Origin of the sequence: Oxynema aestuarii AP17 (genome assembly GCF_012295525.1) — a bacterium.
In the GTDB taxonomy this organism is placed as follows: Bacteria; Cyanobacteriota; Cyanobacteriia; order Cyanobacteriales; family Laspinemataceae; genus Oxynema; species Oxynema aestuarii.
Window position 1 is genome coordinate 5,558,631 of sequence record NZ_CP051167.1, and the last position, 24,239, is coordinate 5,582,869.

At 54.2% G+C, this 24,239-nt stretch carries 26 protein-coding genes; 12 read left to right on the forward strand and 14 right to left on the reverse strand.

Annotated features, from left to right (window positions below):
• The first annotated feature begins 38 nt into the window (after positions 1–38).
• A complete protein-coding gene (locus tag HCG48_RS22185) occupies positions 39–479 on the forward strand; it encodes a prepilin-type cleavage/methylation domain-containing protein (RefSeq protein WP_168571122.1) in 441 nt (146 codons plus the stop codon).
• 148 nt (positions 480–627) lie between these two features.
• Here HCG48_RS22185 and glgB read toward each other — a convergent pair whose 3' ends face one another.
• From glgB to HCG48_RS22200, 3 genes are all read right to left on the reverse strand, one after another.
• A complete protein-coding gene (gene glgB, locus HCG48_RS22190) occupies positions 628–2,946 on the reverse strand; it encodes a 1,4-alpha-glucan branching enzyme (protein ID WP_168571123.1) in 2,319 nt (772 codons plus the stop codon).
• 305 nt (positions 2,947–3,251) lie between these two features.
• A complete protein-coding gene (locus tag HCG48_RS22195) occupies positions 3,252–3,635 on the reverse strand; it encodes a hypothetical protein (protein WP_210437107.1) in 384 nt (127 codons plus the stop codon).
• 233 nt (positions 3,636–3,868) lie between these two features.
• Positions 3,869–4,204: a hypothetical protein gene (locus HCG48_RS22200; RefSeq protein ID WP_168571124.1), complete on the reverse strand. Its 336-nt coding sequence runs from the start codon at positions 4,202–4,204 to the stop codon at positions 3,869–3,871.
• A 655-nt stretch (positions 4,205–4,859) separates the two neighbouring features.
• Here HCG48_RS22200 and HCG48_RS22205 point away from each other — a divergent pair.
• The 4 genes from HCG48_RS22205 to HCG48_RS22220 all read left to right on the forward strand — a co-directional run bounded on the left by HCG48_RS22205 (position 4,860) and on the right by HCG48_RS22220 (position 10,267).
• On the forward strand, positions 4,860–5,327 hold the full coding sequence (locus tag HCG48_RS22205) for a hypothetical protein (RefSeq protein ID WP_168571125.1): 468 nt from the start codon (positions 4,860–4,862) through the stop codon (positions 5,325–5,327).
• An 80-nt stretch (positions 5,328–5,407) separates the two neighbouring features.
• Entirely contained in the window at positions 5,408–7,396 is a 1,989-nt protein-coding gene (locus tag HCG48_RS22210; protein ID WP_168571126.1) for a peptidoglycan D,D-transpeptidase FtsI family protein, read from the forward strand.
• 283 nt (positions 7,397–7,679) lie between these two features.
• Entirely contained in the window at positions 7,680–9,266 is a 1,587-nt protein-coding gene (locus HCG48_RS22215) for a glucose-6-phosphate isomerase (RefSeq protein WP_168571127.1), read from the forward strand.
• A gap of 215 nt (positions 9,267–9,481) precedes the next feature.
• Complete coding sequence (locus HCG48_RS22220; protein ID WP_168571128.1) at positions 9,482–10,267, forward strand: response regulator transcription factor; 786 nt, start codon at positions 9,482–9,484, stop codon at positions 10,265–10,267.
• 33 nt (positions 10,268–10,300) lie between these two features.
• On the opposite strand, the gene HCG48_RS22225 is transcribed toward HCG48_RS22220, so the two are convergent.
• The 5 genes from HCG48_RS22225 to HCG48_RS22245 all read right to left on the reverse strand — a co-directional run bounded on the left by HCG48_RS22225 (position 10,301) and on the right by HCG48_RS22245 (position 14,986).
• Positions 10,301–10,804 carry a low molecular weight protein-tyrosine-phosphatase gene (locus HCG48_RS22225; RefSeq protein ID WP_168571129.1) on the reverse strand — a complete coding sequence of 168 codons (504 nt, stop codon included), beginning with the start codon at positions 10,802–10,804 and terminating at the stop codon, positions 10,301–10,303.
• Between the two features lie 159 nt (positions 10,805–10,963).
• Positions 10,964–11,308: a YbaB/EbfC family nucleoid-associated protein gene (locus tag HCG48_RS22230; RefSeq protein WP_168571130.1), complete on the reverse strand. Its 345-nt coding sequence runs from the start codon at positions 11,306–11,308 to the stop codon at positions 10,964–10,966.
• Between the two features lie 170 nt (positions 11,309–11,478).
• Positions 11,479–12,480, reverse strand: a complete 1,002-nt coding sequence (gene murB / locus HCG48_RS22235; RefSeq protein ID WP_168571131.1) for a UDP-N-acetylmuramate dehydrogenase — start codon at positions 12,478–12,480, stop codon at positions 11,479–11,481.
• A gap of 100 nt (positions 12,481–12,580) precedes the next feature.
• The gene (gene murC / locus HCG48_RS22240) at positions 12,581–14,137 is read right to left on the reverse strand and encodes a UDP-N-acetylmuramate--L-alanine ligase (RefSeq protein WP_168571132.1); all 1,557 of its coding nucleotides are present in this window, start codon (positions 14,135–14,137) and stop codon (positions 12,581–12,583) included.
• Positions 14,138–14,794: 657 nt separating this feature from the next.
• Entirely contained in the window at positions 14,795–14,986 is a 192-nt protein-coding gene (locus HCG48_RS22245) for a hypothetical protein (protein ID WP_168571133.1), read from the reverse strand.
• 27 nt (positions 14,987–15,013) lie between these two features.
• Here HCG48_RS22245 and nadD point away from each other — a divergent pair, with 27 nt between their 5' ends.
• Together nadD and HCG48_RS22255 are read left to right on the forward strand one after the other, a co-directional pair.
• Complete coding sequence (gene nadD, locus HCG48_RS22250) at positions 15,014–15,655, forward strand: nicotinate (nicotinamide) nucleotide adenylyltransferase (RefSeq protein WP_168571134.1); 642 nt, start codon at positions 15,014–15,016, stop codon at positions 15,653–15,655.
• A 145-nt stretch (positions 15,656–15,800) separates the two neighbouring features.
• Positions 15,801–16,817 (forward strand): type I glyceraldehyde-3-phosphate dehydrogenase, encoded by a 1,017-nt coding sequence (locus HCG48_RS22255; RefSeq protein ID WP_168571135.1) that lies wholly within the window; start codon positions 15,801–15,803, stop codon positions 16,815–16,817.
• 129 nt (positions 16,818–16,946) lie between these two features.
• Here HCG48_RS22255 and thiL read toward each other — a convergent pair whose 3' ends face one another.
• Together thiL and HCG48_RS22265 are read right to left on the reverse strand one after the other, a co-directional pair.
• Positions 16,947–17,984: a thiamine-phosphate kinase gene (thiL, locus tag HCG48_RS22260; RefSeq protein WP_168572022.1), complete on the reverse strand. Its 1,038-nt coding sequence runs from the start codon at positions 17,982–17,984 to the stop codon at positions 16,947–16,949.
• Positions 17,985–18,038: 54 nt separating this feature from the next.
• Entirely contained in the window at positions 18,039–18,347 is a 309-nt protein-coding gene (locus tag HCG48_RS22265) for a hypothetical protein (RefSeq protein WP_168571136.1), read from the reverse strand.
• 135 nt (positions 18,348–18,482) lie between these two features.
• Between HCG48_RS22265 and HCG48_RS22270 the strand changes: the two genes are divergently transcribed.
• A complete protein-coding gene (locus tag HCG48_RS22270) occupies positions 18,483–18,662 on the forward strand; it encodes a hypothetical protein (RefSeq protein WP_168571137.1) in 180 nt (59 codons plus the stop codon).
• Between the two features lie 86 nt (positions 18,663–18,748).
• On the opposite strand, the gene HCG48_RS22275 is transcribed toward HCG48_RS22270, so the two are convergent.
• Complete coding sequence (locus HCG48_RS22275; protein WP_168571138.1) at positions 18,749–19,882, reverse strand: peptidylprolyl isomerase; 1,134 nt, start codon at positions 19,880–19,882, stop codon at positions 18,749–18,751.
• Between the two features lie 256 nt (positions 19,883–20,138).
• On the opposite strand from HCG48_RS22275, the gene efp reads away from it, so the two are divergent.
• From efp to accB, 3 genes are read left to right on the forward strand one after another with little or no spacing between them, the layout of a single operon-like run.
• Positions 20,139–20,696 carry an elongation factor P gene (efp, locus tag HCG48_RS22280; protein ID WP_168571139.1) on the forward strand — a complete coding sequence of 186 codons (558 nt, stop codon included), beginning with the start codon at positions 20,139–20,141 and terminating at the stop codon, positions 20,694–20,696.
• A gap of 35 nt (positions 20,697–20,731) precedes the next feature.
• Complete coding sequence (locus HCG48_RS22285) at positions 20,732–20,884, forward strand: hypothetical protein (RefSeq protein WP_168571140.1); 153 nt, start codon at positions 20,732–20,734, stop codon at positions 20,882–20,884.
• A 16-nt stretch (positions 20,885–20,900) separates the two neighbouring features.
• Positions 20,901–21,437, forward strand: coding sequence for an acetyl-CoA carboxylase biotin carboxyl carrier protein (gene accB / locus HCG48_RS22290; RefSeq protein ID WP_168571141.1), 537 nt, complete (start codon positions 20,901–20,903; stop codon positions 21,435–21,437).
• Here accB and HCG48_RS22295 read toward each other — a convergent pair.
• Complete coding sequence (locus HCG48_RS22295) at positions 21,421–21,603, reverse strand: hypothetical protein (protein WP_168571142.1); 183 nt, start codon at positions 21,601–21,603, stop codon at positions 21,421–21,423. The two genes, accB and HCG48_RS22295, sit on opposite strands and share 17 nt — an antisense overlap.
• Before the next feature lie 80 nt (positions 21,604–21,683).
• Here HCG48_RS22295 and HCG48_RS22300 point away from each other — a divergent pair, with 80 nt between their 5' ends.
• A complete protein-coding gene (locus HCG48_RS22300) occupies positions 21,684–22,037 on the forward strand; it encodes an ArsR/SmtB family transcription factor (protein ID WP_168571143.1) in 354 nt (117 codons plus the stop codon).
• 55 nt (positions 22,038–22,092) lie between these two features.
• Here HCG48_RS22300 and HCG48_RS22305 read toward each other — a convergent pair whose 3' ends face one another.
• Together HCG48_RS22305 and HCG48_RS22310 are read right to left on the reverse strand one after the other, a co-directional pair.
• Positions 22,093–22,710: a GerMN domain-containing protein gene (locus HCG48_RS22305; RefSeq protein ID WP_168571144.1), complete on the reverse strand. Its 618-nt coding sequence runs from the start codon at positions 22,708–22,710 to the stop codon at positions 22,093–22,095.
• Positions 22,711–22,928: 218 nt separating this feature from the next.
• Entirely contained in the window at positions 22,929–24,140 is a 1,212-nt protein-coding gene (locus HCG48_RS22310; protein ID WP_168571145.1) for an RNA-guided endonuclease InsQ/TnpB family protein, read from the reverse strand.
• Positions 24,141–24,239: the final 99 nt, after the last annotated feature.

Consider the following 24,239-nt stretch of genomic DNA (forward strand, 5'->3'; position numbering starts at 1 on the left):
CCGGCTTTACCCTGTTAGAGACTTTACTGGCCACGCTAATGATAGCAATCTTAGCCGCGATTGCTATTCCAAGTTGGTTTGGGTTGACGAACCGAAGCCGCCTCAATAAAGCCCAAGATCGGGTATATATGGCGATCCGGGAAGCACAACGACAAGCCAAGCAAAACAAAACAATTTATCAAGCCAGCTTTAGAAACCACAACAACACCGCTCAATGGGCAATTCATCCCGCTACGCGAACCCCTGAGTCAGGCGAGTGGCAGACAATCGACCGAGAAATAAAAATTCAAGAAGATGGAAGCACCTTTTACCAACATCCCGCCACCGAAGCTTGGCGGGTTCAGTTTAACGATAAAGGTCATACAAATGGACGCATGGGGCGCGTGATCGTGTCCCTACAAAACGGAGGTGACAACAACCGATGCGTTGTTGTTTCCACCCTACTTGGTGCCCTTCGCAAGCCTGCTGAGAGTTGTTAATTGCGACCTCAATTGACCCAAAAGCAGGAAAGGCAACTCTAAAATCCAGTTCGAGAGTTAGCTTTGAGATCCCTCGGTTTCAATAAGTTTCCTGTAAATACTATAAGGACAGGTCACTCAGAAACCGGGGGATTTATTCAAACTCGACTTACTCTCTCTTCGCCGACGGTAACGACTTGGGGGCGGCTTCCGTCTTCTCCTTATCCAACTTGAACACCAACACCGCCAACGGGGGCAAGCAGAGATCTAACGAATAGGGACGACCGTGGAACCACCATTCATCGGCCCATTTACCGCCGAGATTGCCCATATTGCTGCCGCCATATTTACCGGAATCGCTGTTAAACAACTCCGTATAAAAACCGTGAACGGGAACGCCGACACGATAGTGACTGTGCGGTTGCGGAGTGAAATTACAGACCACCACGACGAACTCGTCGGATAACTTATCCCGACGCAGGAACGAAACGACACTGTGACGGTTGTCGGAACAGTCAATCCACTCAAATCCCGGCTCTTCAAAGTCCTGGGTGTATAACGAGGGTTCGCTCTTGTAAAGCTGGTTGAGATCCCCCATGAACTGCTTGAGCTGGGCGTGGGGTTCGTATTGCAACAAATGCCATTCTAAGTCTGCCCAGACGTTCCACTCGCTCCACTGGGCGAATTCCATGCTCATAAACAAGGTTTTCTTGCCGGGGTGGGCGAACATGTAGGTAAACAAGCAGCGCACGTTGGCGAACTTCTGCCAGCGATCGCCCGGCATTTTGCCGATGATATTGCTCTTGCCGTGTACCACTTCATCGTGAGACAGCGCTAGCATGAAATTCTCACTATGGTGATACCACATGCTAAACGTAATATTATTTTGATGGAACTGGCGGAACCACGGATCCATGCTGAAATAATCGAGCATGTCGTGCATCCACCCCATATTCCACTTGAGGTTAAAGCCCAAACCCCCCACGTAGGTCGGCCAGGACACCATCGGCCACGAGGTCGATTCTTCGGCGATCGAAAGCACCCCCGGGAAGTAAGAGAATAACAGGTGATTCACTTGCCGCAGAAAATCTGCCGCTTCGATATTCTCCCGTCCGCCGTAATCGTTGGTCACCCACTCGCCTTCCTTGCGGCAGTAGTCCAAATACAACATCGAGGCGACCGCATCCACGCGCATCCCGTCGATATGATATTTGTCGAACCAAAACAGGGCATTCGCCACTAAGAAATTACGAACTTCGTGGCGGTTGTAGTTAAAGACCAACGTTCCCCATTCTTTATGCTCGCCTTTACGGGGGTCGGAATGCTCGTAAAGGTGGGTGCCGTCAAAAAAGGCGAGTCCGTGTCCGTCTTTGGGGAAATGTCCGGGTACCCAGTCCACGATTACGCCGATCCCGTTTTGGTGGCACTGGTCTACAAAGTACATGAAGTCTTCCGGGGTGCCGAAACGGGAGGTGGGGGCGTAGTATCCGGTGACTTGATACCCCCAGGAGCCGTCAAACGGGTGTTCGGCGATCGGCAATAATTCGATATGGGTAAACCCCAAGTCTTTGACGTAGGGAATTAATTTTTCGGCGAGTTCCCGGTAGGTGAGGAAACGCGCCTCGGATTTGAGTTCGGAAACGACGACGACGGGTTCGGTTTCGCCGTTGGGCAATTGGGCGGGTTCGGAGGCGGCGGCGTGCAGCCAGGAGCCTAAATGACATTCGTAGACAGAAATCGGCTGGCTGAGAGCTTCGGTGTTGCGTCGCCGTTCCATCCACTCCTCATCGTTCCAGGTGTAATCGTCGAGGTTGGTGACAATGGAGGCGGTTTTGGGGCGGACTTCGGACTGGAAGCCGTAGGGGTCACTTTTTTCGTAGATGTGGCCGTCTTGGTTTTTAACTTCGTATTTGTAGTGTTCGCCGACGTCTAAATCGGGGATAAATAATTCCCAAACGCCATTACCGCGCTTGGCCATTTGGTGTTTGCGACCGTCCCAGTAGTTGAAATCGCCGAGGATGGAGACGTTGCGGGCGTTGGGCGCCCAGACGGCGAAGTAGACTCCTTTGACGCCGTTGACCTCCATGAAGTGGGCGCCGAGTTTTTCGTAGATGCGGTGGTGGTTGCCTTCTGCGAACAGGTGAATGTCAAGGTCTGTTAACTTGGGGGAACGAAAGGCGTAGGGATCGTAAATCACCCGTTCGCGATCGCCTTCTTCGATCCGAAACTGGTAATTGGCCAGTTCTTTGGTTTCAATAATGCATTCAAAGAAGTTAGGATGATGCACCGACTGCATCGGGATTTCTTTGCGTTCTTGCGGAACGAGAGCCCAAACCGCTTTGGCAGTCGGTTGGTAGGTTCTGACGACCCATTTAGTGCTATTGCCATTTTCCCCGTCTAGGGGATGTGCGCCGAGAATTTCAAACGGATCCTGATGCTGGTTGGCAACAATGCGTTCTACTTGCTCTGGGGCGATGCTTGCTGTCATGAAATTACCTACCTAATTTATGCGGCTGTTGAAGATCTTTAAAAGTACAACTCTCGTTATGTTGTTTTTCTCATCCCCATTGTAGGGCTTGACCCTTCCCGAAAACTGGGGAATCGACAAGTCTGGGGGGTCTGTGGATCCCGATGTTCATCCCAGGGAATAGAATGCGGGATTTTATAAAAATACACCACAAGTATTAAGTATTGTAAATAGCTCAAAAGGCGATCGCCCTCTCGATGGATTCGCGGGTGGGGGTTGCCCGATGCTTGGGTAATAGTGGGGAGCGAGTCGAGTCTGGAGGGATTTCAGAAGGGAAAAATCGATCGCAGGATCTCGCGCACGGGCAATTGTTCGACAATGGGTTCGGGAGCGATCGCGTCCGGCGGTTCGGCGATGGTCGTTCGGGGGCGCGATCGCCCAAATCTGGCCGTTTGCACGGGGTTTTCCACAGTAGCATACTCGCTCGGCGTCAGGGGGCGCCCGTCTACGGGCGATCGCGCTTCGGTGATAATTTCCGTGCGTAAAATTTCTTCGGGTAAGTCTTCCGGAGGGGGCAAAGCGCTAGCCGGATCGGCGATCGCGGCGATCGAAACAGCCGAAGCGATCGCCGCGATCGCTCCGAAAACCCCGTTTTTTGACCCGTGGCGCTGTTCCATCCCTTGCCATGCCTCAAACCCGACCGAGGACAATCAACCGCACCTCAACGCTGGTCAGTGCACTTGCGCCCCTGTTGCCATTGTAACGAATGCACTCGGCTAATCCCTCCAATCAGGGCGATCGACCCCGAAAACCAACCCCCAGAGGGGAAACCTCGGAGGGTTCCTCTACCGGGGGAAAGTCAAAGAGAACGGACAATTGTGAGAGGGAGAAAGAGATCGAGCTAGACGATCTCCTTACCCTCTCCGATAGGACGGTCTCGCTTTTACTGAGCGCCTTCAGCCGGGGGTTCGGCAGCCTCCGGAGTCGTCTCAGCCGGAGTTTCCATCGCTTCAGGAGCCCCCTCAGCCGGAGTTTCCATCGCTTCAGGAGTCCCTTCAGCCGGAGTTTCCATTGCTTCAGGAGTGGTTTCCGTCGCTGGAGCGTCAGTCGCTCCCGGAGTAGTTTCCGTCGGAGCGTCAGTCGCTTCAGGAGTGGTTTCCGTCGGAGCGCCAGTCTCTGCCGGAGGAGAGTCCGTACCCGTGTCCGTGGGGGTGCTGCAAGCCGATAACACGGTGGCTAAAGTTAACACGGCAGCCAAACTCAAGAATTTCTTCGTCATTTTCCCTCGCTTCTACTAAATTAGGTCTAAGTTGTCAACGTGCTGAATGAATAGAATAAAGCATTCATCCAAAAATTTCACGCTATCTTAATCCGACTTAGGTTGTATGACAACCCTAACCGGGAAAAATTGACTCAAATAGTTGCTATAAGCCAAACTAGGGATTAAAATTCTTTTCCCCAAAAATAAGCGGGATAGGCATTTGGCAGAGTGAAACAACAGGGGGGAACAAAAAAGCCCTCCAGGCGATCGACCGAATGACCTGCAAACCCTACGAACCCTCAACTCGGGTTGACCTGTTTAAACTCCGTTGGCGCTCCTGTAGGGGGAGCGGACGGGTCGAGTAGATCGGTGTGGCCCAGGGGCGGCGATTCTGCTTTGCAGACGCTTCGCGAACGCCATTGAAGGCTTTGTCAACAGGCGCAGGGAGCAGGTTCAGTGCCGCGCGGCGGTGGGGCGATCGCCACGAAACCGCCGAATCGCTGAGGATTGCGACCCCATACCGATATCCCGGTAGCCCGGTGTTAGGATGGAGGCGAGCGCTTTTTACTGACAATTTAGCCAATAAAAATCGCTTTATATTTTCTTGGGAATTGAGGCGCGATCGCCCCTGGAAATTCCCTATAAGTTGACCTATTTACGATTGGTAAGCATTATGACTGTTGCGCTGAGATCTCCTCATTCTCCCGAGAAAGTTCGCCCTCGCCAGGATATCCCTCGCCGTGGAAATAAAGTCACCTCTCTGGCGAAGCACCAACGAACGCCCACCTGGTTGAAAACCCTCTTCCAAGTGCATTCCCTTTGTTCGGTAACCACCTTTGTTTTAGCTTTCGTCGCCTTAACCCTTTACGGAAACACCGTTTATTCTCAGCAGCAGTGGGGTCAACAATACCGAGAACTTGAAAAATTAAGACATCAAGAACGGCAACTGATGGCCGCTCGCGAAGCGCTCAAAAATCAAATCGCGCGACAAGCCGAAGATCCCTCAAGTGGCTTAGTCCCGCCGAGCGCCGAGTTAACCTTAGTACTCGAACCCACCCCGAAACGGGACGCCCTCGCGCCGCAACCGACCGAAGCGGACGCGCAACGCGAACCGACCTCCTCGAAACCCGTCGGCTACTGAGACGAGCTTGTTTTATACTTTTGGGGACTGCTGTTGAGTTCCCGATTTTCCAGTTCAGGCCGTTTCATCTCGATCGCGCAATGGCATCTCGCATTCCCGACCATCCCACTCGCTTCAAACGTGCTTCACGGGAGCGTTCCGCTCGTACCTCCCGACGACGAGACCCGCGATCGCCGCGACGCCGCCAACGAGTGCAAGTCCGACGGGCGACCGCCTCCAAGCCAGCGAAGCGTAACGGCTTCAGTCATTTACTTCGCACGGCGATCGCCGCCCTCGCCGTGTCTCCCTCGACCCCCAGCCGAGCTCCCGTCCCATCCTCCCAACGGGGGGGGCGACCGCCCTTAAGTCGTTCCGCCATCTGGGATCGCCCCAGAGTTCGCTTATCCCTCGTTTGGGGCATGTTGCTCCTGAGCAGTGTCGGACTGCTCGCCAACCTATATCGCCTCCAAGTTATTTCCGGCGGCAACTTGCGCCAACAAGCTCGACAGCAGCAAAATATTAGCCTCAAACCCTTCGTCCCCCGACGCCCGATCGTCGATCGCGCCGGGAACGTCCTCGCCATCGATCGCCCGGTCTACAAACTCTACGCCCACCCCAAACTCTTTACCGAATCCGTCGAAACCATCGCCCGATCCCTCTCCCCGATTCTCGAACGCCCCTTTGCCGAAATTTGGGAACTCCTCGATCGCGGAGAAAGCGGTCTGGTCGTCGCCACCTCAATTAGCGAAGACGCCGCCGACCGGATCCGCCAACTCTACCTCGACGGACTCGAACTCGAAGAACGACAGCAGCGCTTGTATCCTTACGACCAACTCGCCGCCGATATCGTCGGCTACGTCAACGACGAACGCACGGGTCAAGCGGGGATCGAATACAGCCGTCAAGAATCCCTCGTCCCGGCGCCGCCGCTCGTCGAAAGCGATCGCAGCCTCGGCGGCGCCTTGATCCCCGATCCGGTACCGGGAGACTTTTACCGTTTTGACGACTTGCGCCTCCAATTGACCGTAGACTTGCGATTGCAACGAGCCGCTCACCAGGCGTTGGCCGCTCAAATCAAGCAGTGGGAAGCCAAACGGGGAACCGTCATCGTCATGGATGCCCGCGACGGCGCCATTCTCGCCCTCGCCAACCAACCGACCTACAACCCCAACCAGTTTTACGAATTCGACCTGGAACTGTTTAAAAATTGGGCTCTGACCGACCTTTACGAACCCGGTTCGACCTTCAAACCGATCGCCGTCGCCATCGCCCTCCAAGCCGGGGCGATCGAACCCGACAGCACCTTTTACGACGAAGGGCGGATCTACGTCGATAGCTGGCCGATTTCTAACTACGATTATTCCTACGCCGGAGCGCGCGGAACCGTCAACGTGCGCGAAATCTTGCGCCATTCCAGTAATGTCGGCATGGTTCGCGTCGTCGAACAAATGGAATTGCGCGTCTTCTACAGTTGGCTCCAACGTCTGGGAATTGGCGACGTCACTCATGCGGATTTGCCCTTTGAAGTCGCCAGCCAACTGCGATCGCGTCAGGAATTTGTCGCCTCCCCGGTTCACGCCGCTACCGCCTCCTTCGGTCAGGGATTTTCCCTGACCCCATTGCAATTGACCCAAATTCACGGGGCGCTAGCCAATGGCGGACGCCTGGTGACGCCTCACGTCGTCAAAGGCTTGTATAATGCCGACGGTCGGCTCTATTGGCAACCGCAACGACCCCGCAGCCGCCAGGTCTTTTCCCCGGAAACGACCCACGCGGTGGTCAGCATGATGGAAGATGTGGTCGCCGAGGGAACGGGGAAAAATGCTCAAATTTCCGGTTATCGCATTGCGGGCAAAACCGGAACCTCCCAGAAAGCCACGGCGACGGGAGGTTACTCCGATTACGCCAAAATTGCGAGCTTCGTTGGCATCGTCCCCGCCGACAATCCCCGTTACGTCGTTTTGGCCGCGATTGACGAACCCAAAGGCGGCAGTGGGGGTATGACTGCCGCTCCCGTGGTCAAGTCCACGATCGAAGCCCTGATTCAGGTGGAAGGTATCCCGCCGAGTGAGGCGATCGCCCCAGAATAGGGATCGCTACCCCCGCGATCGAACTCGTGTAGATCGGATTTATATATTGTATTGTTCGGCGTTCGCGAAGCGTCTGCAAAGCAGAATCGCCGTCACCTCGACCACGATCCCATCGAAGACAAACCGCGCGCCGGGAAAACCTGTGAGTGAAGAGCCGAATTTCCACGCGATCGCCCCACTCAAGCCCTCAATCCCCTCAGTGATAACCCTTGGGGGGTTAAAATTTGGGTACCCTGATAAACTTCAATCACTACAGGGAAATTGTTTTGAGACGTATTTATTTATGGATGCTGCTGCACACTGGCAACGCTATCAGGACTGGCTATATTACCACGAAGGTCTAGAACTTTACCTCGATATCAGTCGCATGGGCTTTGACGATGCCTTCGTCAGCCAAATGCAACCGAAATTCGAGAAAGCCTTCGCCGACATGGAAGCCCTAGAAAACGGGGCGATCGCCAATCCCGACGAAAACCGGATGGTCGGTCACTACTGGCTTCGCAACCCCGAGATCGCGCCTCGGGACGAACTCAAGCAAGAAATCCTCGAAAATATAGAGCGGATCGAAAACTTCGCTCGCAAAATTCACGGCGGGGAAATTCATCCCCCTAAAGCCTCCAAATTTACCGACGTTCTCTCGATTGGCATTGGCGGGTCTGCCCTCGGGCCGCAATTCGTCTCGGAAGCCCTCTCGCCGGACTTCCCGCCGATGAACCTGCACTTCATCGACAATACCGATCCGGCGGGGATCGATTCTCTCCTCGCTCGGATTCGCGACCGCCTCTCGACCACCTTGGTCTTAGTCATTTCCAAATCCGGCGGCACCCCAGATACCCGCAACGGGGCGATCGAAGTTCAAAAAGCATTCGAGGCAAACGGACTCGACTTTTCCGGTCACGCCGTCGCCATTACGGGTCACGAGAGCGCCTTAGAAAAACAAGCCCTATCGGAAGGCTGGGTCGCCACGTTCCCGATGCACGATTGGGTCGGCGGACGAACCTCGGAAATGTCTGCCGTCGGCTTAGTTCCCGCCGCCTTACAAGGGATCGACATCCGCGCGTTGCTCGCCGGGGCGAAAGCCATGGACGAAGCCACCCGTCGGTGGGAGTTAAAAGAGAATCCCGCCGCCTTGTTGGCGCTGTCGTGGTACTACGCCGGAAATGGGCGCGGCGAGAAAGATATGGTGATTTTGCCGTATAAAGACAGTCTGCTGCTGTTCAGTCGCTACCTCCAGCAATTGGTGATGGAGTCGTTGGGGAAAGAAAAAGACCTCGACGGCAATACGGTTTATCAAGGGATTGCCGTTTACGGGAATAAGGGATCCACGGACCAACACGCTTACGTGCAGCAATTGCGCGAAGGGGTGCCGAATTTCTTCGCAACCTTTATTGAGGTGTTGGAAGAGCGCCGGGGAACGTCCCCGGAAGTCGAGCCGGGAGTAACCACGGGAGATTATTTATTTGGGTTTCTCTACGGAACCCGAGAAGCGCTTTACGAGAACCAGCGCGATTCGATTACGGTGACGGTTCCCCAGGTGGACGCTCGGACCGTGGGCGCGTTAATTGCGCTCTACGATCGCGCCGTCGGCTTCTATGCCAGTTTGGTGAATATCAACGCCTATCACCAACCGGGGGTAGAAGCGGGTAAAAAGGCGGCGGCGCAAGTGTTGCAGTTGCAAAAACAAGTGGTGGAGATTCTCCAAAAAAGCGCACAACCCCTGTCTTTAGAGGAGTTGGCGGTGCGTGCGGGGGTCGGCGATCGCGTGGAGATGATTTATAAGATCGTGCGCCATCTCGACGCCAACGGACGGGGAGTGAAAATAGAAGGGAATCCGAGAACCCCTTCGAGTTTGCACATTTCCGCCCGTTGACGCCTTTTTCCTTGCCCTCGCCAGACCTTCGATTTGGCGGGGGGTCGCTCCCGGGTTTCGGGAGAAGACGGAGCGCAAGATCGCGCGATCGCGTTGGGAAGGGAGTGTAGTTCGCTAATCTAGAGAGTATAGATGCTACGATCCCGCCTCAACGTTACTCTTCGATCGGAGGGGAGGGGGGATCTGCATTACACTGGGACGCTCTCCGTGAAATCATGCTCTTGACAATTTTAGTAGTCGATGACGATCCGGGTACTCGCCTGGCGATCGGCGAATATTTGGAAATGTCTGGCTATATGGCGATCGCGGCTGCCAACGGTCGGGAAGCGTTGACGATGGTGGAGCGACATCAACCGCATTTGATGGTGACGGATATCGTGATGCCCCAGATGGACGGTTACGAGTTAGTGCGGCAAATTCGCAAAAAGCCTGCATTTCGCTTGTTACCCGTGATTTTTCTGACGGCGCGGACCAATACCCAAGAGCGGATCTTGGGCTATCAACTCGGCTGCGACGTTTATTTGGCCAAACCGTTTGAATTGGAAGAACTCGGGGCGGTGATTCGCAATCTGCTGGAGCGAGCTTCCTCGATCGCCCAAGCCACCTGGAGAGCGCAAGAGACCTTGAGTTCTCCCGTGATCGAGGCGGAGTGGCGGTTTGCTTACAAACCCAGCCCCGAGACCGGGGGAGCGGCGGCGTATTTGTCCCCAGAAGGGGATCCGCCCTCGGACGGGCGGCGATCGCGCGCCTCGGCGCCGAGTTGGAATCAAGCTCAAGATCGAAACCGTGACGGCGAGGGCGAGGCTGAAATTGTGTTGAGCGATCGCGAACGGCAGGTGTTGAGTTTGCTGACCGAGGGGTTGTCAAACGCTCAAATCGGCGATCGCCTCCACCTCAGTCCGCGCACGATCGAAAAATACGTCAGCAGCTTGTTGAGAAAAACGGCGACCAAAAATCGCGCGCAGTTGGTGGGGGTGGCGATCGAACGGGCCTTGCTGTGAGCGAAATTCTCCGTTGGTCGTCCCGCCGCCGGACTAGTGCGATCGCGGCGTCGTCGAAGGATCGAGCCGTTCGCTCGCGATTTCTTCTAGCAAACCTTCACAGGCGTCGAGCAGCAAGTCGATGACGCGATTGAAGCCCTCGGGACCGCCGTAGTAGGGATCCGGGACTTCTTTGAGGGAGTGATGGCGGCAAAAGTCGCACATCATCCGGACTTTATGGTGGTATTCGCCCTTGCGATCTAAGGCGAGGATATCGGCGTAGTTGTCCCGATCCATTGCTAAGATCAGGTCGAATTTTTCAAAATCGGCGGGATCGAAGCGACGGGCCCGACCGCTAAAGGTCATTCCCCGGGCTTTTGCCGCTTCGACCATGCGACGGTCCGGGGGACTGCCACTGTGGTAGCTGATGGTTCCGGCGGAGTCGCAGGTAATTTGACCGTCGAGGTTCTGTTGTTGCAGTAAGTAGTTAGTGATATTTTCGGCTGCGGGAGAGCGACAGATATTTCCCAGGCAGACGAACAGGAGTTTGTAGGGCATGGGTACGAGCGGAGTGGTCGCGGGGGAAGCGGGGCGATCGCCGCCAGAGGGCTGCGCGATCGACAAAAACGACCCCGGATCGCCGAACCGAGGTTTCGACCTCGAAGGGGTCGAAATCGGTTGGGGGTTCGGGAGCCGTTGGCTTGGAAAGTCGGTAGGTTACATACCGGGGAGGTTCAAGCCTCCGGTCAGTTCTTCCATGCGTTCGCGCATGGTGGCAGTGGAGTTGTTGTAGGCGTCTTTCATTGCTGCGGTGACCAATTCGGAAACCACGTCGGCTCCTTCGCCGAGAGCATCCGGGGAAATCTCTACGCGACGCGGTTCTTGGTTGCCACTGAGAATGACTTTGACCAAACCTCCCCCAGCTTGGCCTTCGATTTCCATTTGGTCTAATTCTTCTTGGAGCTTTTTGGCACCTTCTTGCACCTGCTGAGCTTTTTTGAAAGCTTCAGTCAGTTCTTTCATTTTGCCGAGACTGAAGCCAAATCCCTGTCCTTTTGACATAATTGGTTGACTCTATTGTTTTATGGATTAGGTGAACAGCGACGATCGCTTTTCTGATGTTGAAGTTGTCCCTCAGTGTAGCGCGATCGGTATTTTCGATCCAACTCGATCGCGCCGTTCTCCCCCGGAGCGACCCCGACCCCAGGGGGGGATTGCGGGGCGGGCGATCGTTAGAATTCGCCGAGAATGCGAACTTCCGGTTCTAAATCCAAGGACCAATGTTGGGACACTTGGGCTTGAACGTGACGGATCAGTTCAAAAATTTGGCTTGCCGTCGCCCCCCCACAGTTGAGAATAAAATTGGCATGGCGTTCGGCGACTTGAGCTTGACCGACTTGATAGCCTTTGAGTCCGCTTTGTTCGATCAGCCACCCGGCCCCGGGAGACCCTTGGGGATTGCGGAAGACGCTGCCACAACTGGGCAAGTGGTACGGCTGGGTGGATTTGCGAAGTTGGAGTTGTTCCCCGGTCGTGGCCAGGACTTTTTCCGGATCGGCGCCGGGATTGAGGGCGAAGGTCGCTTCGACCACGAGCAAATCGCTCCCTTGGAGGATCGAGGTTCGATAAGCATAACCGAGTCGATCCGGGGTCAGCACGCGGACGTTGCCCTGGGGATCCATGACGTGGGCGTTGACGAGGACGTTGGCGCAACAACTGCCGTGGGCTCCGGCATTCATGACCACGGCGCCGCCGACGGTGCCGGGAATCCCGACCGCCCACTCGAAGCCTTCCCAACCGAGTTGGGCTGCTTGCCATGCCAAGCGGGCTAGGGATTGGCCTGCGGCGACCCGCACGCGCCCGTTTTCCGGATCGAAGTGAGTTTTTCTTAAATGGCGAGTGGCGATCGTCAGACCGGGCAGGCCGCGATCGCTGACGAGCAAGTTAGACCCCGCCCCCAAGAGGGTGATGGGTAGCCCCCGCTCCCGCGCCCAAGCAAAACTGGCTTTAATATCGTCGAGGGATCTGGGAATGACAAACCACTCCGCCGGACCGCCGACGCGAAATGATGTATAGCTCGCCAGAGAAATATTCGGTTTTATCTCACAATTACCACTTTCAAGTGGGATCGAGTAAGGGGAGCGTTGGGTTTCTCGCTGAAAACTCTCGGGCTTGGGGGAGACGACCGCCTCGGCCCTCGGGACGGCGCTAAGCTGCTCGTGGGAAAGTGTCATGATAGTAATGGTGCTTTTATGCTGGTAAACCTATGCCGAAAATTGGCTCGAACAGGCGTTTTGAACGTTGAAGAACGTCCCTCGTCCGTTCGCCTCCAATTTAGGCGCGATGGCGCGTGGCTTGCAAACCTTCTCGCTCCGTCTCTTGGTAGAATGCCATGACCTCCGGGACGATCTGGTTGAGATTCCCCGCTCCCAGAAACAAGACCAAATCCCCAGGAAGTAACATTTCACACAAAAACTGACGAACTGCATCGAGGTTTTCTTGATAATGCACCCGAGGATGATGTTCGGCGATCGCCTCGGCAATTCTTACCCCATCGATGCCTTCAATTTTGGCTTCCCCCGCACTGTAAATATCGGTAACCACGACCAAATCGGCATCCTCAAAGGCACTGGCAAATTCCGATAAGAATTTCTGAGTGCGACTGTAACGATGAGGTTGAAACACGGCAACCGTGCGTTGGCGATCGCCCGAGGACAAACTTTTAGTCTGTAGTTTAGCCGCATTGAGTGTAGCGCGGATTTCGCTGGGGTGGTGCGCGTAGTCGTCTACGAACTGAATGCCGTTATATTCGCCTTTCAACTCGAAACGACGAGCGGCCCCGGCAAAAGTCGCGATCGCCGCCGCAATCTGAGAAAACTCCAATCCTAACAAACGTCCGAGCGCTACCGCCGCCAACGCATTACTCAAGTTATGGTGTCCCAACAACGGTAAGGAAAGTTGGCCGAGAATTTCACCTCGTTCCCAAACCCGAGCGGTAGTTCCGTCGGCTCGATAAGCGATGCAATCGACAGTGTAATCCGCGCCCGAATCCAAATTGAGGCTGTAACTCACTGACGGTTGGAGCTGGTCGCGAACCGTCGGACAATCGATACAACCGATCGAAACTTCACAGCGCCTTTTAAACACTTTAAAAATCTCGACCACTTGATCGAGACTTTGATAGTGGTCGGGATGGTCGAGTTCGATATTGGTGACGATCCCGAATTTCGCCGACAACTTGGCCAACGAACCGTCCGATTCGTCGGCTTCGGCAACTAAATACGGGCTGTGTCCCAAGCGAGCATTGCCTTCCCAGGTTTTCACTTCACCCCCGACCACAATCGTCGGATCGAGTCCGCACTGAAGGAGCAGGTGACCGATGAGCGAACTCGTCGTCGTTTTACCGTGGGTTCCGGCAACGGCAATGCTGTCGTAATCGTCGATCAAGGCGGCTAACAAGTCGGAGCGATGGAAAATCGGACAGCCTAAGTCTAAGGCAGCTCGATACTCGCTGTTGTTGGCGTCGATTGCCGTCGAACAGACGACTTGTGGCAGTAAAGAAGCCGAGTTAGACGGGGACTGACCGTTGACGGATTGTGGGGTGGAGCGTTGACGCGCACGGGTATCCGGAATGCCCCCTCCGTTGACCCGGGCGGGTTCCGGCTGTTCTCCATTTAGTTTCTCGAAGAATAATAAATTGCTTGCATCTTGTCGCCAAAAAATATGAGCGCCATTGTCTTGCAAGCGCTGGGTGATATGACTCGATCGCAAATCCGAGCCATATACGGGAACCTGACGCTTCGCTAAAATATAGGCGAGGGCTGACATTCCTATGCCACCAATTCCAATGAAATGGAAAGGTCTACCGCTAAAATCAACAGAACTCGGCATCTTAGCTCCTTACACACCACACCACGCCAATAACACGCGATATCATATCAAGAATTGTTTTTTCACGATACACTCGAAGGCTAAATCCCTTGCGAGCGCTCCAGAGCTTTCTGGAGATTGTAAAGTCAAATACATGGCTGTCACGGTCAATTCCTGACATTTTTTCTATCTGTGGACATTTTTTAACGCGATCGCTACCCAATTGTCCAGTAAGGCAACTTGGACTTGAATTTTCAGCTCCAGAGTCGTCCCTTTTGGAAGGCACTCCCTGTTCGGTCGAAATCCCTGGCCAAAAACGAACGGGTCGGCAAGCAAACGATCGGCAAAAATCGCGGCTACCAACACAAGAGTAACCCCAAAAATCAACTTCTCCCCGACTGTCCGAACGATCGTCCCCAGAGTACTTGAAATTAGGCCGCCCGAGTTGGCTTTTCAATCGAAAATAATGGGGTACAAGCCCCGTCCTGACTTCGGCCAGCTCAGCCACCATCTAGGACGGCTTTTGGATAGAATGAAGACGATCCGCAACCCGGCCAGAGTCTCGCGATCGACCGGAGGAAGCTGGCTCGCAATGGGCGGCACACTTGAAATCGCCGAGGGGAAAGTTGTTGGACTCCCGATGAAGCGAGAATCCCCATACCTTTAGATGGGGGAGTGTCAAAACACTATACCCGCCACTATACCCGCCGGATCGCAGTTCGATCGCCAACAATAAGCGACGGGTAAGAACGCCAAATCCCGGAGACAATGGAGGCAGACCATCGAATCGTAGAGGGATGTTTTAAAGTCTCGTACCGCCTTCAATAACGATCGCCAGAAATCGGGAGAATTTGTTGGGAAATAACTCATGACTCTCCCTTGCACGCCAGAGTATCGATGCAAAAAATAGGTATTTTCGGCGGCACCTTCGATCCCGTCCATCGGGGTCACGAGATCCTTGCCGAGGCAGCATTCAGCCAAGGTCAACTCGATTTAGTCTTGTGGTTACCCGATCGCCGTCCGCCCCATCCGCTCAAAGCCTCACCATCGGCTTACGAACATCGTTGCAAGATGGTCGAATTGGCGATCGCCGATCGTCGTGAATTTGCCCTATTTTGCGATCCGAATCAGCCGAGTGCTTCCCGCTCTTATGCCATTAACACCTTTCTCACCCTCTGCCGAGCCTATCCGGATACCCAGTGGAGTTGGATTCTCGGCGCCGATGCTTTTGCCAAGTTGCCCCAATGGTACCGCGTCCAGGACCTCGTTGATGCCTGTCGCTGGTTGGTCGCACCGCGCCCCGTCATCGGCGATCGTCCGCAGAACTCCCCCGATCCCACGACCGGTCTCGCCGAACGGGTGGCCGCCGAATTTAGCCGCCTCGGCCAGACCCTTCACTGGCAAATTTTAGACTTACCCGGAATCCCCCTTTCATCCACTGCAATTCGCCGATCGCGGCGCCAAGGGAATTGGCCGTGCGAGGGTCTGGCCGACGCCGTTAGAATCTATATTGAAAGTCACAATCTCTACCGCCATTGAGCGATCGCCGTCGAACCACCACACTCCGACGGTCAAACCCTGAATATCAGCCAACCCTTGGAAACGAGTATCGAATCGTACAGCCTTTGCGATATGATCGGGTTCAACAATAGGCATTTTTAAGTAGACAAAGGGGCAAGACGCAGTGATTAGAGTAGCGATCAACGGTTTTGGACGCATCGGACGCAACTTCATGCGCTGCTGGCTAACCAGAACCAACAGTCAACTAGAAATAGTTGGAGTGAACGATACCTCTGACCCCAGAACGAACGCCCATCTTTTGAAATACGATTCGATGCTGGGGAAATTGGATGCTGAAATCAGTGCCGATGAAAATTCCATCACCGTAAACGGCAAGACGATTAAATGCGTTTCCGATCGCAATCCATTAAACTTGCCCTGGGCTGACTGGGGAGTTGATTTGGTGATCGAATCGACTGGCGTTTTTGTGACCGAAGAGGGAGCCTCCAAACACTTAGAGGCAGGCGCCAAAAAAGTTCTGATTACAGCTCCCGGTAAAGGGGGTAAGATTGGCACCTTTGTCATGGGAGTCAACCACGCCAATTACAAGCACGAAGATTTCAACGTCGTCAGCAATGCAAGCTGTACGACGAACTGTTTGGCTCCGGTGGTTAAAGTCATTCATGACAACTTTGGCATCATCAAAGGGACGATGACCACCACCCACAGTTACACGGGCGACCAACGCTTGCTCGATGCCAGCCACCGCGACGTGCGACGCGCTCGTGCTGCCGCGATCAACATCGTTCCGACCTCCACGGGAGCTGCTAAAGCGGTCTCTCTCGTGATTCCAGATATGGCGGGCAAACTCAATGGGATTGCCATGCGCGTTCCTACCCCCAATGTTTCCGTGGTCGATTTCGTCGCTCAAGTTGAGAAAAAGACCTTTGCCGAGCAGGTCAACGAAGTCCTGCACGAAGCGGCAAACGGTTCGCTCAACGGAATTTTAGAATACAGCGACGAACCGTTAGTCTCTTCGGACTACCGGGGACACGATGCGTCTTCGATCGTCGATTCCAGCTTGACGATGGTCATGGATGGCGATCTGGTCAAAGTTGTGGCTTGGTACGATAACGAATGGGGTTACAGCCAACGGGTGGTTGACTTGGCCGAATTAGTGGCTGCAAAGTGGAGCGCTTAAAGCTATAATCTTTTTTGCAAAGTGAGTGTTGAACTTTGAGTGATTTGCAAGAATCTTCAAGGTTCGCCACTCGCTTTTTCGTTGGAATTGTGGCTGTTGCAATTTCGATCGACGTTGCAATTTTCAGAGCTAAAAATGTTGGAATCCTTTCTTGAGGCTCAGTTGTTGTTCGCGACAGCTTCCAGGAGTCCCGGTTAAGTAAACTCCAGGTTCCCGAGTGACTTCACCGACGATTCGCGCTTCGGCATTGAGACGAGAGAGGAGCGATCGCGCGATCGCCGGGGGCAGACAAAGGACGAGCTCGAAGTCTTCGCCACCGTAAAGCACCCAGTTGAGGGCCTGTTCCGGAGTCGCCAGTTGGCCGAGACTGTCGGGTTGGGGCAGTTGCGACCGCTCCAACCGGGCGCCCACCCCACTCGCTCGCGCAATTTGCACGATCGCATCGGCTAACCCGTCGCTGCTATCCATCGCCGCATAACTTCGGGTCTGGCTGTCGTTCTCGTTTTCGGCGATCGCCCCCCGTAAAGCTTCCCGAACGTCGAGACGCGGTTTCGGTCGCTGGTGCGCTCGAATCAAATCGGCGCGATCGTCCGCACTCAAAGCCTTTCCCCGGTCGGGATCGAGGAGCAGTTCCAAACCCGCCCGCGAGGCGCCGTGCCACCCTGTCACTACGATCGCATCCCCGGGACGGGCCGCGTCCCGCCGCCAGATCCGTGCGCCATCGGCCCGACCGAATGCCGTAATCGAGACCGTATTGACTGAGGAACGACAGACATCCCCTCCGGCGATCGCGGTCCGATAGCGATCGAGACAAGCGACCATCCCCCGATACAGTCCTTCGACCCAGCAGAGGCGGGTTTCTCCCGTGAGGGCGAGACCGACGGTAATCGCGATCGGAGTGGCCCCCATTGCCGCTAAATCGGATAAGTTGGCGGCGACGGCGCGCCATCCCGCATCTTCCGGGGAAGTGGTGCGATCGCTGAAATGAACCCCATCGACGAGTACGTCGGTGGTGACCACGAGGGAATCCCCCAAGTCTGGGGTCAGGGCGATCGTCGCCGCATCGTCACCGACTAAATCCGCCGGACAAAATTGATACAAACACTGTAAAATTCCCTGTTCGCCGAGATCGCGCACTCGCCGGACGCTGCGATCGTCATTCGCCATCAAACTCACCCTTGCTGTTGTTATTTTGAACCTCGATTTCGATGATTTCGATCTTTATTCCAACGCCGAATCCGACGGACGCAATTTAGGAAAGCGATAGAACGGATCCCCATCGACATCGACTTCTAAGGTGGCTCCAAATGCTTTTGCTTGCCGTTCTAAATAGGGTTTGGCGATGTCGGCATCGACTTGAGCGACGACGGACAATTGAATGGTAGAAATTCTGCATTTTTCTCTTTCTAGGAGATGGTAAAATGCTTTTTCCAACCGCCGTTGATTTTCATTGGCTCGCAGCAGCGCGCTGACAATGAAAAATAGAATAGATGCGAAAACTAGGAAGAAAAATAATTGAATAATTGCCATGATGTTTTAAGATTATTTTGGTTTTTGTTTGAACCGATCGCGGAATCTTTAAAACGGGGATCTATTGTTAATTATCTGTGGGGCGATCGCGCTTTGGCGGTTATTTTTAACTTAACTTAACTTCAGTGACTCTGGATGGCTGCCGGAGTTCGCCGACAGGTCAGTAAGCCAGCTACACCCGTGGGGGAAGGACTCGAACATCCCGAGCCTACATTTAAACCCCCGATAACCCCCGATAACCTCCTATATTTCAATACCGTTACTTACCCCAACCCTGTTCTCACCGCGATCGCCGATTCCATATCTAAAATCTAAAATCTAAAACCTAAAATACCAAAAGGTCTAGACCGAAGACTGGCCTAGACCTTTTAGGGTTCAAATGCAGTTAGAAAGGAATGCAATTAGGGTTCAACCAAGTTTTCAGATCCTTCGATCGCTTTAGCTGAAATAATTTTATTTCCTTGCTTGAGTTCTTCTAAAATGTCTTCACCTTCGACGACATAACCGAAAACGGAATAACGACCGTCCAAGAGGTTGAAGCCGGGAGGGGTGAGTTCGCGATCGAACAACAAGAAGAAGAATTGGGAAGAACCGCCATCGGGATCGATTTCCGGTCGAGCCATTGCGACGGCGCCATAAGCGGAGAAAGGTAAGACGGGATCTTCTTGATAGCGACCTGCTTGTTCTAAAGTGATTCCGTAGGTGGGTTTTTCGTCACCTCGGACTAAAATTTCTAAAGGAATATTGCGATATTCACCGGTTTTGGGATCGATAAAGCCCTCGTCGGGACCGGGGGGATCGCCCGTTTGCAGGACGTAGTTGCCTTCCGAGCGAATAAATTCGAGACCGTCGTAAAAGCCACGTTGGACGAGATCGATAAAGTTTCCGGCGGTAACGGGGGCGCTGTAGCCGTCAACGACGACGGTAACCGGACCTCGATCGGTTTCGATCTCCACGGTGGCGCGACCTTTGAGTTGGGGAAGATTGGCGTATTCTTCGGGAACTTCAAAAGGAAAGCCGGTGACCATCATCTGTTCGAGTTGACCGACGGTGGCGAGGAGGCGATCGCGCACTTCTTGAGTAGCGGGTCGATCTTTAGCCTCGACAGCCGTTTCGAGGTCGCCGAGTCCCTGACGGAGTTGTTCGACGAGGGGTTTGGCTTGAGCTTGTCGGTCTTCGGGAATGCTGGCGAGGATATCGGAGGCGCGGGTATCGAGGGCCATCGAGATCCGACGGAGATCGGAGGAAATCGGCCCCCAACGTTTGCCGCGCAGTTGATAGGAAATATCTTCGAGGTTTTGTTGGATGTCGCGGATCGTATCGTTATCGATGGGTAAAGCGTAGCGCAAGAGCGCTTTTGCATCGGTGATCGCATCTCCTTGAGCGAGGCGGCTGGTGCGTCCGGAATCGCCTCCGGATAAGTCCCACCATGCCGAACTCAGTCCGAGGGAGAGACTGACCATCAGCAGGAGTACGACTGAGGTTGTCAGCCAAGTCCGTAGTAAATTTTTTATTTTTTTGCTCCAAAGAAGCATTGATTTATCCCTGACTCCTTGACACGGCATGAAATTATCTTGCCATATAGAGGGGTGGGTTTCTTGGACGCGCCGAGGGAGAAACCGTAGGATCTCGTGGGGTTTTGGGGGAAATTAGAGCAGCGCAAGGGGTTGATGGGAGGGGCGATACGCGCGATCGCGACTCGTCGAATCGGTCGGGATCGATTTTGAATGGAAGGAGAAGACCTCCCTCGCGGTACAATTAGATGCCGATTGTTCTGCCCGAGAAAGATAGATGATTTCGAGTAATGACTTTCGCACTGGGGTCACGATTGAATTAGATGGTGCGGTCTGGCGGGTAGTTGAATTCCTTCACGTCAAACCCGGAAAAGGTTCTGCTTTCGTGCGCACGAAACTCAAAAATGTGCAAAGCGGGAGCGTTGTCGAGCGCACGTTCCGAGCTGGGGAAACCGTTCCTCAAGCGACGCTAGAAAAGCGCACGATGCAATACACCTATAAAGACGCGGATCAGTTCGTCTTTATGGATATGGAAACGTTTGAGGAAACGCGCCTGCAAACCGAGCAAATCGGCGATCGCGTGAAGTATCTCAAGGAAGGGATGGACGTCAATGTCGTCCGTTGGGAAAGCCAGGTGCTGGAAGTCGAACTTCCGAATTCGGTGGTTTTGGAGGTGACCGAAACCGAACCCGGAGTTAAAGGCGATACAGCGACTGGCGGCAACAAACCCGCGATCGTCGAAACAGGCGCCCAGGTGATGGTTCCCCTGTTTATTTCGATTGGAGAACGTATCAAAATCGATACTCGCAACGACACTTATCTAGGTCGCGAATAAACCGAAGCGCCAGCTCTCTATTTCAACAGCCCCTCATGATGACGGGTCGGGAGTGCATTACTTCCAGACGCGCTCGACGACGGGGCTTTGAATTTCTCAAGCACTGCGCGATCGTTCTCGGCGCCAACCGAGAAAGATATTTTAAAGCAGCCGAGCGATCTGCTGGGTTTGCTTTCATGATGATTTAACGGGATCGAAAACACTGTGGTATTTGACTTCAGTCAACTGTGCGAACTGCTCGCAACGGTCGATCGGACCGATATTTCCGAACTGATTTTAAAAAGTGATGATTTTGAGCTGACCGTGCGTAAAGGCCCCCTCGGGGGAACGGTTGCCGCTACGGGGGCGCCTACTCCGGCGGTGGAGGTCTCCGGATTGGCGACGGGTGAAGGTACGCCGAGCGCTCCCGTAGCGCCCGTCCCCGCGCCTCCCGCCGCGCCTGCGCCCACTCCGTCGCCGACTCCCGCTTCGCCGCCGCCGACGCCGAACGATCGCCAGTGGGTGGAGATTGCTTCGCCGATGGTGGGTACGTTTTATCGCGCCCCCGCACCGGACGAACCGCCGTTTGTGTCGGTGGGCGATCGCATCAGTGTCGGTCAAAGCGTCTGTATTATCGAGGCGATGAAACTGATGAACGAACTGGAAGCGGAGGTCTCCGGACAGGTGATGGAAATCTTAGTCGAAAATGGAGAATCCGTCGAATACGGTCAAGTGTTGATGCGGGTCAATCCGGAGGGCTAAACGTGGCGTCGCCCGGGGATGCGGGGGATAACCCTTGAGGCTCGGGGGTTTCGTCTGGAGAGGCGATCGCCCCGTGCCAGTTGTCGTTCCCTTCTCGGTACGGTCTCGATTCGGACGAGGGGCGATTCTCCTCGGTCGCCCCTATGCGATCGCCCCTGCCCGACAAGGTTTTACTTTAATCACTCTATTGTCATAAACCTTTTAACTGTTAAGATAGTTAGATCGGTCATTTCAGGTTAATTTCCCATGAAAATCGCGCAACCTGTCCCCCAAGAAGTCGTACAGTACGTTGCGGACTACTTTAGTATCTTGAGCGAGCCGATGCGCTTAAAGCTCTTAAATCTCTTACGTGACGGTGAAAAATGCGTTCAAGAACTCGTCGAAGCGACCGATACCAGTCAGGCGAATGTCTCCAAACACCTCAAAGTGATGTTGCAAGCGGGGATCCTCAGCCGTCGGAGTGAAGGCACTTCTGCTTACTACCGCGTCGAGGATCCCCTAATTTTTGACCTGTGTAACTTGGTGTGCGATCGCCTCGCCGCCCGCATCGAAGAACAAGCCCGCCAATTCCGGGCCTTAAGTTTCACGAGCAAAAAGTAAACCACTCCCCACACCCATGACGTGGGGAGCGTCGTTAACCCACGTCTGAAGGGGTTTACAGCGAAAATTCTCGATCGAAAATCTCCCGGGTAATCGGTTGGGGAACTTCCAACCCTTCACCGCCGAGCAATTCTAACGGTTCTCCGCCGACAGAAATCCACACGGGAGCATTGGGATTTAAACTGGTGGCCGTGTAAACAATTTGTCCCAAGCGCCCCATCATCGAACTACTGCCGCCCCCACTGGTAAATTCAGCAGACAAATCGACGAAGACTCCGTTTTCTTTAACGCTAACGTCGAGTAACTTCGTTTCCGGCGGGATGGCGCTGAACCCTCGAACTTCACCGGATTGAGAAAATAAACGCTCGAAAGCGGCTCTCAACAAGGCGTCGGGTTCGGCAGATGCTTCTACGGAAACTGGGGTCGATTCGAGCTTGAACTCGGTTCCCGTATCTTCGAGCAAGTAAATTTCTACCTTTTGCGCTTCAGTCGGTAGGGTCGCGGGGGTCTCGGTTTGGGGTGCGACGGTGGCGGTGGGACTGGGGTCGGGGGTTGCAGAGGGTTGGGATTTGAAAACCCACCAAGCCGTAGCACCCCCTGCCGCGATCGCGACAGTGGCACCGAGGGCGACAATCCCGACGGGAACGCGGCGCGTGTTTGGTTGGTTTTGCATGATATCAATGTGCTCCTTTTGGATTCGAGAATAGTCGATCTAAATCGGGCGATCGCGGGGCGAAACCCGAACCGGGTAAGGTTGGACGCGCAGTCCTCCTCGGTTGCTCGCACTCGACTCCGTTCGCGACGGTCGGATCTGCGATTCCCTCGAGTGACGTTCTCCCGACGCTGACCTATGCGCTTCGCGCAGGCTTCGCCAACGGTACAGCGCGGGCTTCACTGGATCGCTCCAGCGACTACCTGCTTCGTTCGGTCTTGTCTAGGCAATGCCCCCGACAGAACCCGTCCACAGGCGATTTCATCAGCCGTGAGACCCACGACTGAGAGGCCACGATTGCGAATAACTTGAGCGCTGGCAACATCTCTGGGCTTGATGGAACCGCATTCACCGCAATGGTGAATGCGGTCTTTTAGTTCCTTGCGGACTTGAGCCCCACACTCAGGGCATTCCTGGCTGGTGCCTCTAGGGTTGACCTTGCTGTAGTAGACACCACGCTTCCAGCACACCCACGGCAGCACAATGTTGACGAACTGACCCAAGCCAGCATCAACCATCTGTTTGCCAAGGAAGCCCTTAGCGAGTGTCCTGAAGTCCAAGTCTTCAACAAATATTATCCCGGCTCGATCGCAGAGATGATGAGCCAGCTTAAACTGCCAGTCCAGACGGTAATTCGCAATATTTTCGTGAACTCGACCGATCCGCTCGATTAACTTGAGCCAGTTTTTCGACCCCTTCTGCTTCCCTTTTAGCCTACGTTGCAGCGATTTCAGCTTGCGGTGCAGCTTATTGAAGAAACGAGGACGAGAAACCTGCTCGCCATCAGAGGTGGATAGAAAATACTCCAGACCCACATCCAGCCCCAGGGCATGACCTTCTGGCGGGATGTCGGGTACATCAACGTTGGCTTTTAGAATCAGCATGACGTACCAGCCTGAATGCTTCCGCACGACCCGAACAGCTTTCAGATCGAAGCCCTCTGGGATGGGGCGATGCAAGTTGATAGGCACCTGCCCGATCTTTGGCAGCTTAATGCTGTTGCCATCAATCGCCTCACCTTTGATCTGCGGAAACAGAAATGACCGCATCCGACCAAATTTCTTGAACCGAGGAAACCCAGTTCGCTTTTGGTGGAAGGCGACGAAAGCAGCATCAACCCTCCCCATGACATCCTGAAGCACCTGAGAATGAACCGCTTTGAGTTCAGGATTGGTTTTCTTAGCTTCAGTTAACGCCTTCTTCTGACGGTAGTAATTGTACTCCTTCTGGAGAGTGCAAGCATTGACCGAGCACTTCCGACTGTCGATCCAGTCCTTGCGCTCCCCGACCGCATAGTTGTAAACCTGGCGGCAAGTCTCCAGCCAATTCAGCATCTGGAGTTCTTGTTCGAGATCTGGGTAAATCCGGTATGAGTAGGTCAATACAAGCATGTAACTCTTATAACTTAGGAGAAACAGCAATGCTCCCTAGAAAATCGCGAAAGAGTATGGCGACTCCATTCCACTCCATCGCCTCGGCTTTCATCCCGA

Bases quoted from the DNA above. Each gene is read 5' to 3' on its own strand.
- HCG48_RS22185 (WP_168571122.1), top strand. From the start codon at position 39: ATGATAGCAATCTTAGCCGCGATTGCTATTCCAAGTTGGTTTGGGTTG.
- glgB (WP_168571123.1), bottom strand. From the start codon at position 2,946: ATGACAGCAAGCATCGCCCCAGAGCAAGTAGAACGCATTGTTGCCAAC.
- HCG48_RS22200 (WP_168571124.1), bottom strand. From the start codon at position 4,204: ATGACGAAGAAATTCTTGAGTTTGGCTGCCGTGTTAACTTTAGCCACC.
- HCG48_RS22205 (WP_168571125.1), top strand. From the start codon at position 4,860: ATGACTGTTGCGCTGAGATCTCCTCATTCTCCCGAGAAAGTTCGCCCT.
- HCG48_RS22210 (WP_168571126.1), top strand. From the start codon at position 5,408: ATGGCATCTCGCATTCCCGACCATCCCACTCGCTTCAAACGTGCTTCA.
- HCG48_RS22215 (WP_168571127.1), top strand. From the start codon at position 7,680: ATGGATGCTGCTGCACACTGGCAACGCTATCAGGACTGGCTATATTAC.
- HCG48_RS22220 (WP_168571128.1), top strand. From the start codon at position 9,482: ATGCTCTTGACAATTTTAGTAGTCGATGACGATCCGGGTACTCGCCTG.
- HCG48_RS22225 (WP_168571129.1), bottom strand. From the start codon at position 10,804: ATGCCCTACAAACTCCTGTTCGTCTGCCTGGGAAATATCTGTCGCTCT.
- HCG48_RS22230 (WP_168571130.1), bottom strand. From the start codon at position 11,308: ATGTCAAAAGGACAGGGATTTGGCTTCAGTCTCGGCAAAATGAAAGAA.
- murB (WP_168571131.1), bottom strand. From the start codon at position 12,480: ATGACACTTTCCCACGAGCAGCTTAGCGCCGTCCCGAGGGCCGAGGCG.
- murC (WP_168571132.1), bottom strand. From the start codon at position 14,137: ATGCCGAGTTCTGTTGATTTTAGCGGTAGACCTTTCCATTTCATTGGA.
- HCG48_RS22245 (WP_168571133.1), bottom strand. From the start codon at position 14,986: ATGAGTTATTTCCCAACAAATTCTCCCGATTTCTGGCGATCGTTATTG.
- nadD (WP_168571134.1), top strand. From the start codon at position 15,014: ATGCAAAAAATAGGTATTTTCGGCGGCACCTTCGATCCCGTCCATCGG.
- thiL (WP_168572022.1), bottom strand. From the start codon at position 17,984: ATGGCGAATGACGATCGCAGCGTCCGGCGAGTGCGCGATCTCGGCGAA.
- HCG48_RS22265 (WP_168571136.1), bottom strand. From the start codon at position 18,347: ATGGCAATTATTCAATTATTTTTCTTCCTAGTTTTCGCATCTATTCTA.
- HCG48_RS22270 (WP_168571137.1), top strand. From the start codon at position 18,483: ATGGCTGCCGGAGTTCGCCGACAGGTCAGTAAGCCAGCTACACCCGTG.
- HCG48_RS22275 (WP_168571138.1), bottom strand. From the start codon at position 19,882: ATGCTTCTTTGGAGCAAAAAAATAAAAAATTTACTACGGACTTGGCTG.
- efp (WP_168571139.1), top strand. From the start codon at position 20,139: ATGATTTCGAGTAATGACTTTCGCACTGGGGTCACGATTGAATTAGAT.
- HCG48_RS22285 (WP_168571140.1), top strand. From the start codon at position 20,732: ATGATGACGGGTCGGGAGTGCATTACTTCCAGACGCGCTCGACGACGG.
- HCG48_RS22300 (WP_168571143.1), top strand. From the start codon at position 21,684: ATGAAAATCGCGCAACCTGTCCCCCAAGAAGTCGTACAGTACGTTGCG.
- HCG48_RS22305 (WP_168571144.1), bottom strand. From the start codon at position 22,710: ATGCAAAACCAACCAAACACGCGCCGCGTTCCCGTCGGGATTGTCGCC.
- HCG48_RS22310 (WP_168571145.1), bottom strand. From the start codon at position 24,140: ATGCTTGTATTGACCTACTCATACCGGATTTACCCAGATCTCGAACAA.